We start from the raw sequence: 17,137 nt of genomic DNA on the forward strand, positions 1-17,137 counted from the left end.
CGTTAACGCGCCGCGGCGCATCGACTACTCTATGACTCGCAACGAACGGTTGTCAAAGAGAGTGGATGAGCAGCACAGACCCATGGTGCATTTGAAAACCGCTGCCAAACGGTTCAGCCCCGCTCGCTGGCCCCCATCGGCAAGGTCTTTGTTGCAATGCCCCGAGTAATCTCTAGGATCCTTGCTCTGTATCGAAAGGAGGACGCTGGTCAGTTGTTCCGCCTGTGCGTCCCACGTCTCCCACGTTTGTGGACAGTGCCACCGTTTGGCAGACAACGCACGCTCTCCTATGACTGAGCGCAATTTCGATGGAAAACAGCGGCTATTTGGTCCGCGGTACCCTCTCGTCGTCAGTCGTTCTAAATACCTTCGGAACTCTGGTACACCCATCCGGTCGCGTGACTAGACGTCAGAGGTATGACCGCTACCCCGGATGACACAGGTGTTACATCGGACGAGGAATAGGGCTTTCCGCCGTGTACCCCGATAAACAGAACATGATTAACTTATGCCGTAAGACCACTGTAGTACTTGGAAGTTCCTTGAAGGGCTTGTTCAATTTGATTTCCTCAGGTCCCTCACTCGCCAGCTCGACCCTCTCAGGGGTTCAGAGCGTCCACGATGCTGCAACTGTCTCGGGACGGCCTGGACGCACTCGGTCCTTTGCCGCCGCGATGTTCTTCATTCTGCTCCATGCTGGTTTAGCTCATGCGGCCACGACTTATTACGTTGATAACAAGGCTGGATCCGATACGAACAATGGTCTTACAGCCGCGACCGCGTTCAAGACGATCGCAAAGGTGAATACCATTACGCCACTCCTCCAGCCGGGCGATCAGGTTCTGCTTCGTGCGGGAGAGCGCTTTACCGATGATTTCATTCACTGCGACAACCTGGTCAAAGCGACATCGACAACCACGCTGACGAGCAATCCGGCAGTTTGCTCCGGTACCTCAGGGGCCCCCATCGTATTTGGTAAGTACGCCTCAGGCTCCGACCCTATTATCGATGCCGCCGACCCGCTTGCGGGGCTTGTCTGGAGAGCACTCGGAAATGGAGTGTACTCGACACAACTGGCCGTCGCGCCCCAAAAGCTCTACATCGATAAGCTCACCGAGGCGCCTCAACTTATCCCGGTGCCGAACTTTGTAGGTAACTATGATTCACGAGGCGCCACGACCTATGAGCCATGGGATTCGGTTCTTGACCCCTCCACCGGTCTCTACCAGATGAATGGAGGAAATACACCCCAGACCGCCACCATTGGAGTTCTTGGGCTAGGTGGAGTTTGGGAAAGCCCCTACGCCACGAGCGCCGCCGCTGGCGGCCAGACCTCGCAGGTCTTCTCGCCTACCAACACGGGTCTGCAAAACGTTGAGGTGATTGGAGGAGGATCGGTTTCCTTCTCGCTCTATGGTGGAACTGGTTATCCTGCGAGCTTTACCTTTTCTTCAATAGGTGGGGGTTCGATTGGCGGCGTCGCCTGTGAAGTGGACGGCACAGTCACATCGATCTCTGGGGTACCGGCAAGCGTGACTTACAACGTAAATCGTGGATGCAGCTCGATCCCGACTCTTACAGCCATAGCAGCAACTGGCCGTGGCCTCAAGTTCTTCGGGCGAGTCGATAGCGGAAGCTTCTACTATGCGTCGACCTCTCAGAACGGCGCCCTGGCGAACGAACTCTACGTCCATCTTGCTGATGGATCTGATCCCTCACACCACACGTTCTACGCGACGCACAGATCGTACGGGATCCTTCTGCGCGGAGTGAACTACGTGTCCGTGACACACATTCAGTTTGCCCACCAGCTCAAGAGCGGCGTGATGTCCTTCCCGTATTCGAGTTCCACGACTCCCGGGATGTACTGGACGAACGAGAACATCACTATCTCGCATGCGACTTGCTGGAACACAGGCGATACCGTCAGCGACACGCTGGCATGGGGCTATAACACCAGCAGGACTGCAAATCTGGAAGCCTGCGTGGTTCTTCGCGCATCAGGCGACACGGATCCCCACCTGGTGCGCGGCAATTCGATCTCCGATAGCTGGTCGGGAATGATCGATACCTACTACGGCCGGGGCGACACGTCGCATGCGAACTTTATCCTCTCGGGAATTGACGGCACCAGGACCATCGGGGGCGTGACCTCGAACTACCCAGTTATCCAGTACAGCTATGGACGCAGCCACAACGCAGCATGCATTCGATACGGCCAGGCAGGTCTGATGCGAGACGCGCTTTACCTCAACAAGGGCGGCATCGTCAGCAACAATGAATGCACGGACAACGCAGTTGGAAACATATTCTTCGGCGCTACGGCAGGTGGACAGGCGTCTCATAACTTTATCCATGACAGTCTTGGAGAAGGTATTCAAGCTGGCGGCAATTCCACGAGCGTTCCTGACGCAAGTTCCTATGAAGCTCAGGTCTTCGATCACAACGTCATTGCCAATCTTGGATTCAGCGCGACGCTTTCTCTTTACAACGGCATCGATATCAACAATGGATTGGAAGGTAGCAATTACCCCTACATCTCTGATGTCCATGTCTTCAACAACACGATCGTCAACACCGCCTCAGCTTGCGTGACGCTGGAGATGAACGTTGTGGCGGCACATGTCCACGAGAATGTGTGTGCGCAGAGCGCGAACTACTTCCCGGCGGGTTGGATTTGCCCAAACTGCATTACGACAACGAACAACGCGGCGGGAATCTTCGTTCGTGTGGCTTCGATGCAATATGCGAAGCCGATGGACTGGCACAACAACGTATGGCAGAACCAGGGTGGACCTGTGAATTCGTGGGTCATCTACAACGTGCAGAATACCTTCTCCCAGCGCGGAACTTGCAGCAACATCACGACGTTCCTCAACAAGAACAACGCCTCTGCTCAACTGGAGCCTACATCCTTCTGCACTGCGACCCCGGGGTTCGAGAATGCTTCCGGCAACGACTTTAGGCTGCTATCGTCGTCGCCGCTCAGGGCCGCAGGGACTGGTGGCAGTGATGTCGGGGCGCTTGCCTTTGGAGCCTCCATGTTCCCTGTTGGGCCCAGATAGAAAGGACGGGCTCTGCATGGAAGTGACGTTGAAGCGCTTAGCGTAGGAACTATGAATGGTACTGGGCCAGCACAATCGCTGGCCCAGTACCATTTAACGCAATCCCGGCTATTTTGGCGGCGTTGTCCATGGCCAGAGCTTCCGAGACCTCCCTGTGCGGGCTATTCGAAACGCAGTGCGGTGATTGGATCCACCTTGGTGGCGCGGACATCCGGAATCCACGTGGCCGCCAGGGCGACGCTGCTGAGAAGCAAAGGTGTCACAAGGAATGCGACAGGGTCCCAGGCCTTCACTCCGAAGAGAAGGCCAGCGAGGAATCGACTCAGCCAAAACGCAGCTCCGATCCCCAGCATAACGCCCACAGCAATGAGCACCATTCCCTCACCAAGAACCATGTTCCGGAGTTGTGACGTCTGTGCGCCGAGCGCCATCCGGATGCCGAGCTCTTGTGTGCGTTGTTCCACGGAAAAAGCCATAAGGCCGTAGATGCCCACGGCAGCCAGCAACAAACCGGATGCCCCGAAGACTGTCAGGAGCAGGGTGTTGAAACGCTGCCGGGCAAGCTGCAGGTAGTCGACCTCTTCCATGGTGCGGATGTGTGCGACGGGAAGCCCGCTGCTGGCCTCTCGCAGCGCTGACGTCACCTGCGCGACTACGGCATGCGGATCGCCGTGAGTGCGCACGATCCACCAGAGGGGAGTGACTTTCGAATTGAGCGCCGTCTCGCCGTCCGGCATCTGCGCCAGCGGAATGTACATCGTGGGGTGTGCGTCCTGATTGAAGCCGCCATCAAGCGTATTGCCCACAATCCCGATGATCTGGCGAGGCGGCTCCGCGAAGGCCGGTCCCGCGCCAGGTGCTTTCTGCATCCGGTCGCGCAGCGGATCTCCCTTCGGCCAGAACTGTTTCGCCATCGCCTCGTTGATGATGATCACTCCGCTGGCTGAAGCATCGTCGTGGTCTGTAAAGGTGCGGCCGCGCAGAAGGGGGATCTTGAAAGCCTCGAAGAAGCCCGGGGAGACGGAGTAGTATCCCGCGCTGCCCGTGAACGGAGCGCTTCCCCTGGGGCGTCCCACGACGTCGAATGCCATCCCGAAGGCACCCTGCAGCGGCAGCCCGTTGCCCACGGCTGCTTCAGCCACGCCTGGGATAGCCTTGATGCGTTCTCTCCCCTGGCGGATAATCTGATCCACGGGAGCGCTCGCCTGAAAGCGACTGCCGCTCATCGACATCGCCAGCGTCAGCGTCTCATGGGTGTCGAAGCCGGGATCGACTGCCTGCAACTTGAGGTAGGTGCGAATCAGGAGAGAGGATCCAATCACCAGGACCAGAGCCAGCGCGATCTCCGTGACAACAAGGAGGGAACGGAAGCTGGCGCGGCCGAAACCTGTCCCGGTGCGGCTTCCGCTTTCATTCAAGCCGGCAATAAGGTTGCGTCTCGATGCACTTATAGCCGGAACGAGGCCGAAGAGAATGCCGGTGAGTATCGATAGACCGAGCGTGAAGAGGAGCACGCGCATATCCAGGGCGATCCCCGACCCATCCTCGCCGAGCCTGGGAAGTCCGCCGATATTGACGCTGAGCAGAAGACGAACGCCGGCGTTGCCAAGGAACAATCCAAGCAGGCCGCCCGTGAGCGACAGGAGGAGGCTCTCCGCGAGGAGTTGACGGATGATGTGCCAGCGGCCCGCGCCGAGAGCTGCCCGCGTGGCAAATTCGCGCCTGCGTGCGGAAGCTCTGGCCAGTTGTAGATTCGCCACATTCGCACACGCGATCAGAAGGACCAGCCCAACCGCGCCGAGCAGTACCAGAAGCGGAGCGCGCGTGTCGCCGACCATGGATTGCTGCAGCGACACCACACCGTAGTGATTTTGCGGACCGAGCGCATCGGGCTCTGCTCGCCGTAACTCGTCCGTTGCGACTGTGAGATGAGCGTTCGCCTGTTCGACGGTGACGCCCGGTTGCAGACGTGCCGCTACGGTGAAATAGTGCGCCCGGTCCTGTGAGTTCAGGTCGAATTGATACGGTATCCAGACATCCGCCGGGTTCTCGCTAAAGAAGTCGCGTCCGATAACTCCGACCACGAGATAGGGCGTGTTATCCAACTGGATGTTCCGGCCTACAATCGTCGGGTCGCCACCGAAGCGAGCCTTCCACAATCCATAGCTAAGCACTACGACATTTCCCCCATGCAGGGTATCTTCCGCTTCGGTGAAGGTGCGGCCCGCGATCACCGGCGCATTGAAGAGCGAGAAGTAATCATGCGTGACATGGACACCCTGTATCTGCTGTGGGTGGTCGCCACCGGTTAGGTTCAGCCCGGCGCCGCCGGTGTCATAGGCGGCTACCTCGCGAAGCACTGAGTTCTGATGAAGCCAGAAGTTGAACTCGGGAACGCTTGCGCGATCGAGCGCCCGCTGAGGCGTAAATAGAACCATCCTCACGAGAGACTGCGAATCGGGAAACGGCAGCGGCTCGAGAAGTACGGTATTTACAACGGAAAAGACCGCTGTGTTAACTCCGATTCCGAGCGCAATCACAAGCAGAGCGACGATCGTGAATCCGGGAGTCTTGCGAAGCGACCGCCAGGCATGGCGCAGATCCCGCCAGGTGCTTTCCATCAGCGGCAAGGACCGATAGCTCCAGACACGCTCCCGCACAGTGAGCGGATTGCCAAACTTCAGGCGAGCCTGCCGTCTTGCCTCAACATCCGATAAGCCACGCGCGAGGTTCGCGTCCACTTCGCACGCGATATGCGATTCGATCTCTTCCGCAAGGTCCCTGTCCTTCTTGCCGCGATTGAGATAGCGCTTCAGGCTCATGTCTGTCCCTCCTGCTCAGCCGTTCGATTCTCCGAGGATGAGGCCGATGGCATGCGTCATCCGCCGCCAGCGGCTGGTCGCTGCTTCAAGTTCCTTGCGGCCCTTTGCCGTGAGCCGGTAGAACTTCGCTCGGCGGTTGTTCTCGCTCACACCCCACTCCGAAGCTACCCATTCCCGATCTTCGAGCCGGTGGAGCGCCGGATAGAGCGATCCCTGCTCCACCGAAAGGGCATTCTCCGAAGTGAGCTCGATGGCGTGCGCAATGGTGTGCCCGTGCGCCGGGCCAAGGATCAACGTCCGCAAAATGAGCAGGTCGAGAGTTCCCTGGAGTATCTCGCCTGCGTTCGGTGGTTGGTTTTTTGCCATCGGCCTTCTCCCCTCGAATGACTATGGGTGAGGAATATACTCCACTCGAACGTCTATTGGAAAGGCTTTGTTGCGGGTCGCTGTCTTGCTATCAGAGTTGGATGGGAGTCACGACTCATGAATTCTCTAGCCGGTAATCGGAAAAGCTCTATCGTGGATTTCGAACATAGGCGGTTGCTGCGCCATGCACCCAGATGGCGTCGTAACTTTGTAGGAATAAGTGAAATACCGGGCGGAGATCGCAGGAATAACACCCAGATAGGCGAGCTAAGTCAAAAGCCGCGGCATTTCCCGGACCATTGTGAGTGTCATCTACTAGTTCTTCTATGGGAATCAAGTCGATTTACATCCGGTTCGCAACCTGAATGACGCGTGGGTCATCCTAACCAATCAGGAATACAATCGAGATAGAGGTTTCACGAAATGAACTTGATCGAAGAGATTGACGCGGAGATACTTCGTCTTCAGCATGCCAGAGCCCTTCTGGACGAATCCCCCGTAAAGCGCGGACCTGGTCGTCCCAGGAAGTCGGTTGTGTCGACTGTAAAGGCGAAGGTGCAAGGTAAGCGCCTGATGAGCCCAGAGGGCAGAGCGAGGATTGCGGAAGCTCAGAAGAAGCGTTGGGCCGCGAAGAGGAAGGCCAGCAGGAAGTCCGCAGTCGGAAATTGATTCCGGATTGGCGATCGATGTCTGCGTTCGAGATAGAGCGCCTCAGCCTTAATTATTGGAAGGTTGAAGCGCTCTTTTTGCTGTTTCCCGTTAAAGGCTCTTGATTCCTAAGTCTCAGTTGAGAATCCCGGGGGCAGGAACCGCGCCAAAAGACCGCTGATGGATCGTATCTGCGAAACGTGGAGTTCAGCGGACGCGGCGATAGTTCTGGCCCGAGGGGAGCTGCCTTCTCGTCTCGTTTTCGTCTATTAGTTCCAGCTTCTGAGCTTCCTCTGGCGTAACGAGAAAACCCGCGCCGTAACCGTCCCGAGCTGCCCGAATGGTGGGACCATATCTGCCAGGGTTGATGCCGGCAACGTCCAGAGCCGCGGATAACTCTTCCAGAGTTGCAAAGCTATCTTCCTGGCCGATCTCAGGCTCTGTGGCTCCAGCGGGGCTGCAGTAGATCATCCAGCGACCGAAGCTTCCTGATCTTAGATTAAGATTCAATCGCATATGGGAAGAGTACTACCGGGAAATGGGTGATACCTATTGCGCAATGTGGTGCGCGCCAGATCACCTCTGAACCATTGGCTGCGCCATCGAGGCGCTTCGAAGGGATCCGCAAGGCATTGGGCCTCGTGCACGATCTTGCCATCCTAGAACTCCACGATGCTCATAGTGAACGCACAGTCGTCTCTGATAGTAATTCTGTACACCGTGATCTGGAGATCGCCGCCCAGCAAACCGGTTTACCTGTAAACCTGAGGGCTTGCCGGGATGAGGATTGCGCACGGCTTGCAAGTAAGCTCGACCGATGATTCGTTCGCCCGACGTGCGTGGAATCACAGATGATGTTGTACATGGCGTGCTCTGCGTCGGCAGAGCCAATTGCGGATGTATGGGCCTGGTACTAGAGGAGATGTGGCGGAGAGTGGGGGATTCGAACCCCCGATAGAACTTTTGGTCCTATAACGGTTTAGCAAACCGCCGCCTTCAGCCACTCGGCCAACTCTCCTGCACGTGTCGCCCGCTATGATTTTCGAGCCGGGACGAAGCTGATTATAGCGCGAGCGGGTTCGGGTTCGCGTGCTTTGGCTGGTTTTGTGTTTAGATTTGTTTGCGGATGCGGTCCGCAGGGGTGGGCAGGGATTGACCAGGGCGGTGGGACGGGTGGTTGGTGGGCGGAAGATGCGGTTGCTGCCACTCATTGGGGCGACTTACTTCATGGTGTCAGGTGGGCCGTACGGGCTGGAGGACATCCTTGGGAAAGCAGGATATGGGCGGGCGATCGTGCTGCTTCTGCTGGTGCCTGTGTTCTGGAGTCTGCCGACGTCGCTGATGATTGGGGAACTGGCGACGGCGATTCCTTCGGAGGGCGGGTTTTACCAGTGGGTGCGACGGGCGATGGGGCCGTTTTGGGGGTTCCAGGAGGCCTGGCTCAGTCTGGCGGCCAGTGTCTTCGATATGGCAATCTATCCGACGACGTTTGTGCTCTACCTCTCGCATGTGGCTCCGATGCTGACGGCGGGTTATCGCGGGTGGTTGCTGAAGCTGGCGATCGTGGGGATCAGCGCTGCGTGGAACCTGCGCGGAGCGGCTTCGGTCGGGATCGGGTCGGTGCGGATGATGATGATCTCGCTGTCTCCATTTGTGGTGCTGATTGGGCTCGCGGCCTGGCGTGGGATGCATGTGGGGTTCGTGCCGGCGCGGTTGGGGGCTCCAGATACGGTGGATCTATCGGGTGCTCTCCTGGTGGCGCTTTGGAACTACATGGGTTGGGATAACGCGAGCACGATCGCTCAGGAAGTGGACGATCCGCAGAGGACGTATCCGCGAGCGATGCTGTGGTCGGCGCTGGTGGTGATGTGCGTCTATACGCTTCCGCTGGCGGCGGTGTGGGCCTCGGGAATTCCGGCGGAACGATTTTCGACGGGAGCGTGGGTTGACGCGGCTGGTCTGCTTGGGGGAGCGGGGCTGGCGTTGGCGGTGGTACTGGCGGGGTCCCTCGATGGGCTGGGGACGTTCAATGCGCTGACGCTGTCCTACACCCGGCTTCCATTTGCGATGGCTCTGGATGGCTTGGCGCCGCGGGTGCTTGCGAAACGGTTGCCGAACGGGGTGCCATGGGTGAGCGTTGCGCTCTGCAGCGTGGGTTGGGCGCTGGCGCTTGGGTTTACCTTCGAGAGGCTGATCTCAATCGACCTGGTGCTGTATGGAGCTTCGCTGCTGTTAGAGTTTGTAGCGCTGCTTGTGCTTCGAGTACGGGAGCCTGGACTGTCGAGGCCCTTTCGCGTGCCGGGCGGGATGGCCGGAGCGGTGCTGGTTGGGCTGGGACCAGCTTGCCTGATCGGGTTTGCGCTCTGGGCGGCTCGCGGCGAGACGGTGGGGGCCTTGCCGGCTTTGCTGTTCGCTGGACTGGTGGCTCTGGCTGGGCCGGTGGTCTACTTCGTGGTGAGACGTTCGGCGATTAGAGCGATTTAGGCAGGAAAAAAGGAGCGTCGGTTTGCGGACGCTCCCTTTTCGGACTGCCTTTGCAGCTATTTATTGGGGTGTGGAACCGGCTTGGGTTCGGGGTTGATCTTGTTATCGATGAAGCGCTGCTGGGCTTCCATGACCTTGTTGCGTGCGAAGGCGGCGTCTCGCCAGCCTTTGACCTCAACCTGCTTGCCTTCGAGATCCTTGTAGATGGCGAAGAAGTGAGTGATCTCGCGCAGCATATGGGGGTAGATCTCGGAGTAGTTCCAGACGTCTTTATACCGGGGATTGCCTTCACCGACGCAGAGAACCTTTTCATCGCCGAGGCCCTGATCCACCATCTCGAGGAGGCCGATGGGACGGACTTCCATCACGCAGCCGGGAAAGCTGGGGGCGTCGACGAGGACGAGGACGTCGAGCGGATCACCGTCGTCGCCGAGGGTGCTTGGGATGAACCCGTAATCGCCTGGGTAATGGACGGGAGAATGAAGATTCCGGTCGAGGCGGAAGACGTGCAGGTCTTTGTCATATTCGTATTTGTTGATTCCCTCGTGGGGGATTTCAATGACGGCGTTGATGACCTCCGGGGATCTGGGTCCTACCGGAAGCTCGAGGTAATTCGGCATAGAGTCTGGGATCTCTTCTCGTGAGGATGATTCGCTTCGGGAGCGAGGTTTGGACGTCGGCGACGAGCGCAACGTGCTTGGAGTTCAGCCGCGACGAGAACGCAATCCGGCGGAAGGACTTCGGTTGAAGAGGCTAGCTCAAGTCTATAATCAGTCAGAATGAAGGCTCATGTCTATGTCACATTGAAGAGAACAGTGCTCGACGCGCAGGGGCAAACCATTGCCGATGCGCTTCGGCGGATGCAGTACGGCGGTGTGGCCGATGTGCGGCAAGGAAAGTACTTCCTGCTGACACTCGATGATTCGTTAGATGCAACTGCGGCGGAGGCGGAGGTGGATCGCATCGCTCGTGAGGTTCTGACGAATCCGGTGATCGAGGAATACACGACTCGGATCGATCGCTAAGCTGGATCTCCTTCCCCAGGTGGTGGTTCGGATCTTTTGTTTTCAAGATGATAGGTTGATTCGGCCGAGATTCCTCTCCGACAAAGCGCTAAATCCTCCATTCATTGGAGTTAGGAGAGCTTTGGGTTGGGGCATAATGTCCGTGCGGCTTTGAGCGAGATGTGGGGCGCCCGCATGCAAGGACCGGGCAACTGTGGACGGGTGCTACGCTTAAAGCTGGAGAATCTTCGACCTTGATCGTTTCGGATGTGGCACAATCGGCGGCTCCCGTGAGGGGAAGCCGCTTTGTTCGGGCTTGTTTGCGACAGCCCGTTGATAGGACGCCGGTCTGGTTTTTGCGTCAAGCGGGGCGGTATATGCCGGAGTACATGGCGGTGCGGAAGCACCATAGCCTGCTCGATATCTGCAAGACTCCGGAGATCGCGGCGGAGGTGACCATCACTGCGGCGGAGCGGCTCGGGGTGGATGCGGCGATCATCTTTGCGGATTTGCTGCTGCCGTTTACGCCGATGGGACTGGATTTCGAGTTTGTTGCGGGCGAGGGGCCGGTGGTGCATGTTCCGATCCGCTCGTGCGAACAGGTGAAGGCGCTGGTGACGGATCGGGTGGAGGAGCTGGGGTATGTGGCGCGTTCGATCGAGAAGGTGGCAAAGCACTTTGAGCCGGCACGGGCGGATGGGGATCAGCTTGGGATCATTGGATTCTGCGGGGCTCCGTTTACGCTGGCGAGCTACATGATCGAGGGTGGGAGCTCGAGGAACTATATCGAGACCAAGAAGATGATGTACGGCGACGGCGTGGCGTGGCCGATGCTGATGGAAAAGCTGGTGACGGTGCTTGTGGGGTACGCGCAGCAGCAGGTGGAGGCGGGCGCGGATGTGATCCAGATCTTCGATAGCTGGGCTGGCGCGTTGAGCGTTACCGACTACCGGGAGTACTGCCTGGCGTGGACGACGGAGCTGGTGGGGCGGGTGCGGGCGATGGGTGTGCCGGTGATCTACTTTGGCGTGGATACGGCTTCGCTTCTACCGGCGATGCGGGAAACGGGCGCGGATGTGATCGGGCTGGACTGGCGGGTTCCGCTGGAGGTGGGGTGGAAGTCGGTGGGTGCGGGGTGCGGGGTGCAGGGGAATCTGGATCCGATCGCGCTGTTTGCGCCGGAGGAGGTGCTGAAGGCGCGGGTAGATGAGGTGCTGAAGGCAGCGGCAGGACGGCCGGGGCACATCTTCAACCTCGGCCATGGCATCGTACCGGGAACACCGGTGGAGAATGTGATCCGGGTGGTGGAGTGGGTGAAGGAGCTGGACGGCCGGTACCGTGCGTAGGCTGGCTGCGGGAGAGAGTGCATGAAAGAAGCGGTGTTGTTGCTTGCCCATGGGACGCCGGACGTTCTTGGGGAGATGGCGGAGTATCTGAGCAAGGTTACGGGCGGACGGGCGCTCCCGCAGGAGGTGGTGGAAGAGCTGCAGCATCGGTACGGCGAGATCGGGCTCGGGTGGGAGCTGGGGGAGGAGCCTCCTCCGCTGACGAAGTGGACGCTGACGCAGGGTTTTCTGCTGGAGAAGGCGCTGGGGACGAAGGTGTATGTGGGGATGCGAAACTGGCATCCGTATATCGCCGAGGTCGTCGACGAGATGCGGGCAGATGGGGTGACGCGGATCAAAGCGTTGTGCCTGGCTCCGCAGAACTCGCGGACGAGCGTGGGGCTGTATCGGCGCGTTTTGATGGACGCGGCGGTTGGGATGGAGGTGGAGTTCGTGACCGGGTGGGCGGAGCAGCCGCTGCTGGCACAGGCATTCGCCGAGAAGACATGGCCGGTATGGGCGCAGGCTTGCGCGGAGGCTGGAAGGCGGGTTCCGGTGCTGTTTACGGCGCATTCGGTCCCGTGCCGGACGATCATGACGGGCGCGGCTTCGATTGCCGGGGCTCGGCCGGGAACGCCGGTGCAGGCGACTCCTGATCCCTATCCTGTGGAGGCCAAGCGTACGGCACAGCTTGTGGCGGAGAAGCTCTCGGTCGTCGGCTTCACGGAACAGGACTGGGTGTTTGCGTTTCAAAGCCAGGGAATTAGTGGCGGGCCTTGGATCGGGCCTACGGTGGAGGACACGCTGAAGGCTCTGAAAGAGCAGGGCGAGGTCGGAGTGGTGATGCAGCCCGTTGGATTCTTGTGCGACCACGTTGAGATTCTGTACGACATTGACATTGCGTTTCGGAAGACAGCCGAGGATCTTGGGTTGAAGCTTTGGCGGGCGGAGAGTTTGAACGACTCGGCTACGCTGGTGGAGGCGCTGGTTGAGGTGGTAACCGGACGCTATCAGGCGGATGTGGATGAGGTTGTGGTGGCTTAGTTTCTTCCGGCTTACAGAACGGAGGCTTCGGCCTCCGTTTTGTTTTTCCCCTATCGTGTGAATAGGAGGGTGGATGAAGAGGATTGCGATTGTCGGCGGGGGCTTGGCGGGGGTGGCGGCGGCTTATTTTCTGGCGCGGGCGAAGGCTGAGGTGGAGGTGGTGTTGTACGAGGCTTCCGGGCGGTTGGGTGGAATCGTCGAGACGGTGCGGGAGGGTGGGTTTGTCGTCGAGTGTGGGCCGGATGGGTGGGTGACGGAGAAGCCGTGGGCGCTGGAGTTGGCGCGGGAGTTGGGCTTGGGAGAGGACGTCATCTGGTCGCTGGACGAGGGGCGGAAGACGTATGTGCGGCTCGACGGTCGGCTGGAGGCGATGCCGGACGGAATGCGGATGATGGTTCCGGGTGATATGGAGGCGGTGGAGCGGTCGGAGCTCTTCAGCGAGGGGGCGAAACAGGCGTTTCGCGAGGAGATCGGGCGGGCGGAGGAGTTGAAGGCGATGGCTCCCGAAGGGGATGAGAGCGTGGGGGCGTTCGTCGAGAGGCACTTTGGGAGGGAGGTGCTGGAGAAGGTCGCGGGTCCGCTGCTGAGCGGGGTGTTTGGGGGGGATGTCGGGAAGCTGAGTGTGCGGGCGGTGATGCCGGCGTTTGTAGCAATGGAGCGGGAGTTTGGGTCGCTGATTCTTGCGCTGAAGGCGAAGACCCGGGGGGAGAAGAGGCCGATCTTTACTTCGTTGAAGGGTGGGGTCGGGATGTTGGTGGAGAGGATGGTCGCGGAGATTCCAGCGGGGTGGGTGCGGCTGGGCGAGGAGGTGAAGCAGGTGGAGAAGGTCCCCTGCGGGTGGGTCCTTGGAAGTTCTTCTGGGACTGAGCATTTTGATGCGGTGCTGATGGCGGCTCCGGTGGATGTGGCGCGGAGGCTGTTGGAACCAGTGGATCGGCGGGCGGCTCAGTTGATGGAGATGGAGGCTAGTTCAGCGGTGGTGGTGGGGTTTTGCTTTGCGGATGGGTTTGATCTGCCGCCGGGGTTCGGGTTTCTCGTGCCGCAGGGGCAGGGGAGTCTGCTGCTGGCTTGCACGTTTACGGATCAGAAGTTCGCGGGACGGGTTCCGGCGGGGGCGCGGCAGGTGAGGGCGTTCTTTGGGGCAAAGGCTGGGGAGAGACTTCTGGCTTGCGGGAACGATGAGATTGCTTCGGTGGCGAGGCTTGAGTTGGGGAGGATGCTGGGGCGGCTGCCGGAGCCGGTCTTGACCGTGGTGCGCCGATGGCCTCGGTCGCTGCCGCAGTACGCGGTGGGGCATCTGGAGCGGATGGCGGAATTGAACGGGCGGGTAAAGGCGTTGGAGGGAATCTGGCTGCTGGGGAACGGCTATCGGGGCGTGGGGCTGCCGGATCTGATTCGGGATGCGCAGGCGGCGGTGGGGGAGATCGTTCGGTAGCGCCTAGCCGCGGTGTGAGCGGCGGGAGTGCCTGCGGGCGATGTGGGGGGCGAAGGTCCACTCTCTGACCGGGCCGGTGTCGACGTGGACAAACTGGCTCTTTGGGTAGTAGCCGACGCCGCCGACGCCTAGCGACAGGGCCGCGTCGCGCAAGAGTACCGCTGGGACGCCGAGGACGCGGAGATCGATTGCCTTGGCGGAGATGTGCTGGGAGTGCTCGGCGGCGTTGGTGGTGCCGCTGGCGCGCAGCGCGTCGTTGGTCTCCTGGGAGCGATAACCGGAGAGGATGTCGACGACTCCGTTCGTTCGCCCTAGCTTGGCAAGCATGGTGTGGAGGAGGTCGAAGGTACGCGGATCGTAGGCGTTCACTTCCTGGTTGTGGCTGTCGCGCAGGAAGAGGTCGAGCTGGGTGAGGGCCTCGGGAATGTAGGTGTCACCGATGCGGTAGACGACGTCGATCATCTCCCCGGTTTGTGCATGGGCGAGCTTCAACTCGTATTGCAGGCCCTCGAGGGGAACGTCTTCGGCGTCGTCAGGAAGCAGACCGGCACCGGGCAAGGCCACGTTGACGAAGGTGTGGGCCAGGGCGTGAAGCCGGGGGTGCCGATGCATGGTCGACCTGCGAGCGCTCGCGGATGGTACCGCGACCAGAAGGAGCGCGGCGGCGATGAGAGCTGAGACTTTGCGGGAGAGCACCAGGGGGCGGCGAGCGGCGGGCGGACACTGTGTCAAATCAGCAAAGCTCCATCGTCAATTTGCGCAGTACGTAATTCGGAAGCCGAATCGAACGTGCTGTTTCTCATTCGCGTTTGTCGAGTGTACTGCATGAGGGACGGAAGCGCCTATGACCCATCGAGGTGAGGCGGACCTAGTCGGGCACCTGCCAACCTACGCGGGTCTGGGCGAGGGTGGCCTTGTCGTTGGCGCTGCCGCTCATCTTTTCGGCGAGGTCGGGGAAGGCGGCCTGGACGTCGGCGGATTTCGCCCAGACGGGGGCGTCCTTGATGACGTAGTGGTAGGTGATCTGGGTCTCGTTGAACCCGTTGGCTACGGCAGGGGTGGTGGCGCTGTCGATCGTGGTGACCTCGCGGTGGCCATAGCAGAAGTGGGGGGCGGACTTGGCGCCGAGGTCGGTGGGAACGTAGCGGGATTCCTTGATGGCGGGCTCGCTCGAGACCTTGAGGAGTTGCGAGGCGACGAGGGTGTTCATGCGCTTCTGCTCCGCGGGATCGGTGGTTTCGAGGGGGAAGCGGGCGTTCGGAAGGAGGCACTCAGAACGGTCGACGAAGTAGGCATTGAGACCCTTGAGGTAGTTCGCGTTGGTGGGGGCGGACTTATGGTCGCAGGCTACCGTGGCGAGAACGGCGAGGGAGGCGAGTAGGGGCGTGCGGAAGCGGTTGGGAGTCATCGTGCCTCTTTCTTTTGTGCAGTTTGGTGAGATGCGGTGGGGAGGGCTTGGGTGGTGTTTGGGGCAAGGCAGCGCAAAAACGACAATTTGCGTCAAAAATTGAGTGTCGCGGGATTACCCAGGTTGTCGGAACTGGCCGCAGGTGTGGGCGTACGTTGCTCTGGTTTTTATGCTGTCCGGCATTTTCGAGGGGACGGCATGGGGTTCGCTCACGGTCCTGGTGGGGAGCCGTTTGGGAACTTCGGAACGATGATGCCAGTGGGGCATACCGCCATTTATCTGGACCGGGTGTGCGCGGACGGGCCGCTGAAGTTGAGGATGTGCGAGGCAGGCGAGGCGCAGGGGGTGGCGATCGCGCGATATCACCAGATCGGGGATATCGACTGGGTGGCTTCGCCGATCATGCAGTTTCTCTATGCGACGGATCGGCCTGAAGACATTCCGGCGTATGCGACGGCGGACTCAGTGTGGGAGATGAGACAGAGGTACCGGCGGCGGTACATGCTGGCCATCGTTCCAGACGGGACGGAGAAGGAGAAGGCGACGAACGAGTGGTGGGAGACGGTTGGGGTCGCTTATAACCGGAAGGTGTGGGGGTACCAGATCGCAACATCGCGGGAGCAGGATGAGCAGTTTGTAGCGACGATGAACTCAAGGCCGAACAAGCATCTGTACCACCTGAAGAAGACGAATTGCGCGGACTTTGCCGCGGAGATGGTGAACCTCTATTTCCCGGGGGCGGTGCACAACGACCGGATTGGAGATTTTGGGCTGATGACGCCGAAGGAGGTGGCGCGGTGCGTCCAGGCTTATGCAAAGGAGCATCCGTTTTCCGATTACCGGGTGCTTGAGATTCCGCAGGTGCCGGGATCGCTGCGGCGGAGCAGGCCGGTGCGGGGCGGGGCGGAGGCGGGGTTGAAGACGAAACGGTATTTGTTCACGCTGGCGGTGATTCAGCCGGAGGTTCCGATCGGACTGACGGTGCTCTACCTGTGGCACGGGCGGTGGAAGATCGGTGAAGGAGCGGAGCTTGCGGGGCCGGAGAACTTTATGTCGCCCGTCGAACAGGCAGTTGGTACGAAGTAGCGGTCTGTGGATAGATAATGGACGGATGAAAAGGCGTCCATGTTTTCTGGTGATTGACCGGGAGTTCGCGGGAAGCATTTCTACTCGAAAGCTGTTGATCGAGACGGCCAAGTTCAATGTGATCACGGCTTATAGTGGGACCGAGGCGATCGAGACCGTGGAGCGTTTTCCTGCGGTGAACGGGGTAGTGCTGGACGCTTCGCTCGGGGATATGGAGTGCGACGACCTGATCAAGGCTCTGAAGGTGATCGCTCCGGATGTGCCGACGATCTCGATCGAGGGTGGGTCGAGGACGTGTGCGGACGCGGACTACAACGTTCCTTCGTTCGACCCCGCGAAGCTTCTGGAGGTACTGCGGGGGTTGCAGCCGAAGGAGTCGGATGTGATCGACCGACGCGATGAAGAGTTGAACCGGAAGGCAGAAGCAGAAGCGGAGTGAACCGCTGGTGT

14 protein-coding genes and 1 tRNA gene are annotated in these 17,137 nt (G+C 59.8%); 8 read left to right on the plus strand and 7 right to left on the minus strand.

The genetic code is table 11. The features are described from left to right. Positions 1-560 precede the first annotated feature (560 nt). The gene (locus GRAN_RS22245) at positions 561-3,065 is read left to right on the plus strand and encodes a hypothetical protein (protein WP_128915269.1); all 2,505 of its coding nucleotides are present in this window, start codon (positions 561-563) and stop codon (positions 3,063-3,065) included. A 161-nt stretch (positions 3,066-3,226) separates the two neighbouring features. Here GRAN_RS22245 and GRAN_RS22250 read toward each other — a convergent pair whose 3' ends face one another. The 4 genes from GRAN_RS22250 to GRAN_RS22275 form a co-directional block, all read right to left on the minus strand. Further along, positions 3,227-5,887: an ABC transporter permease gene (locus tag GRAN_RS22250; RefSeq protein WP_128915270.1), complete on the minus strand. Its 2,661-nt coding sequence runs from the start codon at positions 5,885-5,887 to the stop codon at positions 3,227-3,229. Between the two features lie 15 nt (positions 5,888-5,902). After that, positions 5,903-6,253: a PadR family transcriptional regulator gene (locus tag GRAN_RS22255; protein WP_128915271.1), complete on the minus strand. Its 351-nt coding sequence runs from the start codon at positions 6,251-6,253 to the stop codon at positions 5,903-5,905. An 855-nt stretch (positions 6,254-7,108) separates the two neighbouring features. Further along, complete coding sequence (locus GRAN_RS22265) at positions 7,109-7,372, minus strand: hypothetical protein (protein ID WP_128915273.1); 264 nt, start codon at positions 7,370-7,372, stop codon at positions 7,109-7,111. 454 nt (positions 7,373-7,826) lie between these two features. Continuing rightward, positions 7,827-7,919: transfer RNA gene (locus GRAN_RS22275), tRNA-Ser, on the minus strand. Positions 7,920-8,092: 173 nt separating this feature from the next. Here GRAN_RS22275 and GRAN_RS22280 point away from each other — a divergent pair. Beyond that, positions 8,093-9,385, plus strand: coding sequence for an APC family permease (locus tag GRAN_RS22280; protein WP_128915274.1), 1,293 nt, complete (start codon positions 8,093-8,095; stop codon positions 9,383-9,385). A gap of 56 nt (positions 9,386-9,441) precedes the next feature. On the opposite strand, the gene GRAN_RS22285 is transcribed toward GRAN_RS22280, so the two are convergent. After that, positions 9,442-10,005 (minus strand): inorganic diphosphatase, encoded by a 564-nt coding sequence (locus GRAN_RS22285; RefSeq protein ID WP_128915275.1) that lies wholly within the window; start codon positions 10,003-10,005, stop codon positions 9,442-9,444. Positions 10,006-10,164: 159 nt separating this feature from the next. Between GRAN_RS22285 and purS the strand changes: the two genes are divergently transcribed. The 4 genes from purS (at position 10,165) to hemG (ending at position 14,193) form a co-directional block, all read left to right on the plus strand. After that, complete coding sequence (gene purS / locus GRAN_RS22290; RefSeq protein WP_128915276.1) at positions 10,165-10,410, plus strand: phosphoribosylformylglycinamidine synthase subunit PurS; 246 nt, start codon at positions 10,165-10,167, stop codon at positions 10,408-10,410. A 233-nt stretch (positions 10,411-10,643) separates the two neighbouring features. Next, positions 10,644-11,735, plus strand: a complete 1,092-nt coding sequence (gene hemE, locus GRAN_RS22295) for a uroporphyrinogen decarboxylase (protein ID WP_128915277.1) — start codon at positions 10,644-10,646, stop codon at positions 11,733-11,735. 21 nt (positions 11,736-11,756) lie between these two features. After that, positions 11,757-12,758, plus strand: coding sequence for a ferrochelatase (gene hemH / locus GRAN_RS22300; protein ID WP_128915278.1), 1,002 nt, complete (start codon positions 11,757-11,759; stop codon positions 12,756-12,758). Positions 12,759-12,831: 73 nt separating this feature from the next. After that, positions 12,832-14,193, plus strand: coding sequence for a protoporphyrinogen oxidase (gene hemG, locus GRAN_RS22305; RefSeq protein WP_128915279.1), 1,362 nt, complete (start codon positions 12,832-12,834; stop codon positions 14,191-14,193). Positions 14,194-14,196: 3 nt separating this feature from the next. Here hemG and GRAN_RS22310 read toward each other — a convergent pair whose 3' ends face one another. Together GRAN_RS22310 and GRAN_RS22315 are read right to left on the minus strand one after the other, a co-directional pair. After that, complete coding sequence (locus tag GRAN_RS22310; RefSeq protein WP_241655090.1) at positions 14,197-14,925, minus strand: YcbK family protein; 729 nt, start codon at positions 14,923-14,925, stop codon at positions 14,197-14,199. 136 nt (positions 14,926-15,061) lie between these two features. Then, positions 15,062-15,601: a hypothetical protein gene (locus GRAN_RS22315; protein ID WP_128915280.1), complete on the minus strand. Its 540-nt coding sequence runs from the start codon at positions 15,599-15,601 to the stop codon at positions 15,062-15,064. 198 nt (positions 15,602-15,799) lie between these two features. Here GRAN_RS22315 and GRAN_RS22320 point away from each other — a divergent pair, with 198 nt between their 5' ends. Both GRAN_RS22320 and GRAN_RS22325 read left to right on the plus strand, forming a co-directional pair. After that, positions 15,800-16,687 carry a DUF4105 domain-containing protein gene (locus GRAN_RS22320; protein WP_128915281.1) on the plus strand — a complete coding sequence of 296 codons (888 nt, stop codon included), beginning with the start codon at positions 15,800-15,802 and terminating at the stop codon, positions 16,685-16,687. Between the two features lie 25 nt (positions 16,688-16,712). Continuing rightward, positions 16,713-17,126: a response regulator gene (locus GRAN_RS22325; RefSeq protein WP_128915282.1), complete on the plus strand. Its 414-nt coding sequence runs from the start codon at positions 16,713-16,715 to the stop codon at positions 17,124-17,126. The last annotated feature ends 11 nt before the right edge of the window (positions 17,127-17,137 follow it).

The sequence above is a fragment of the Granulicella sibirica genome, assembly GCF_004115155.1.
Classification (GTDB): Bacteria; Acidobacteriota; Terriglobia; order Terriglobales; family Acidobacteriaceae; genus Edaphobacter; species Edaphobacter sibiricus.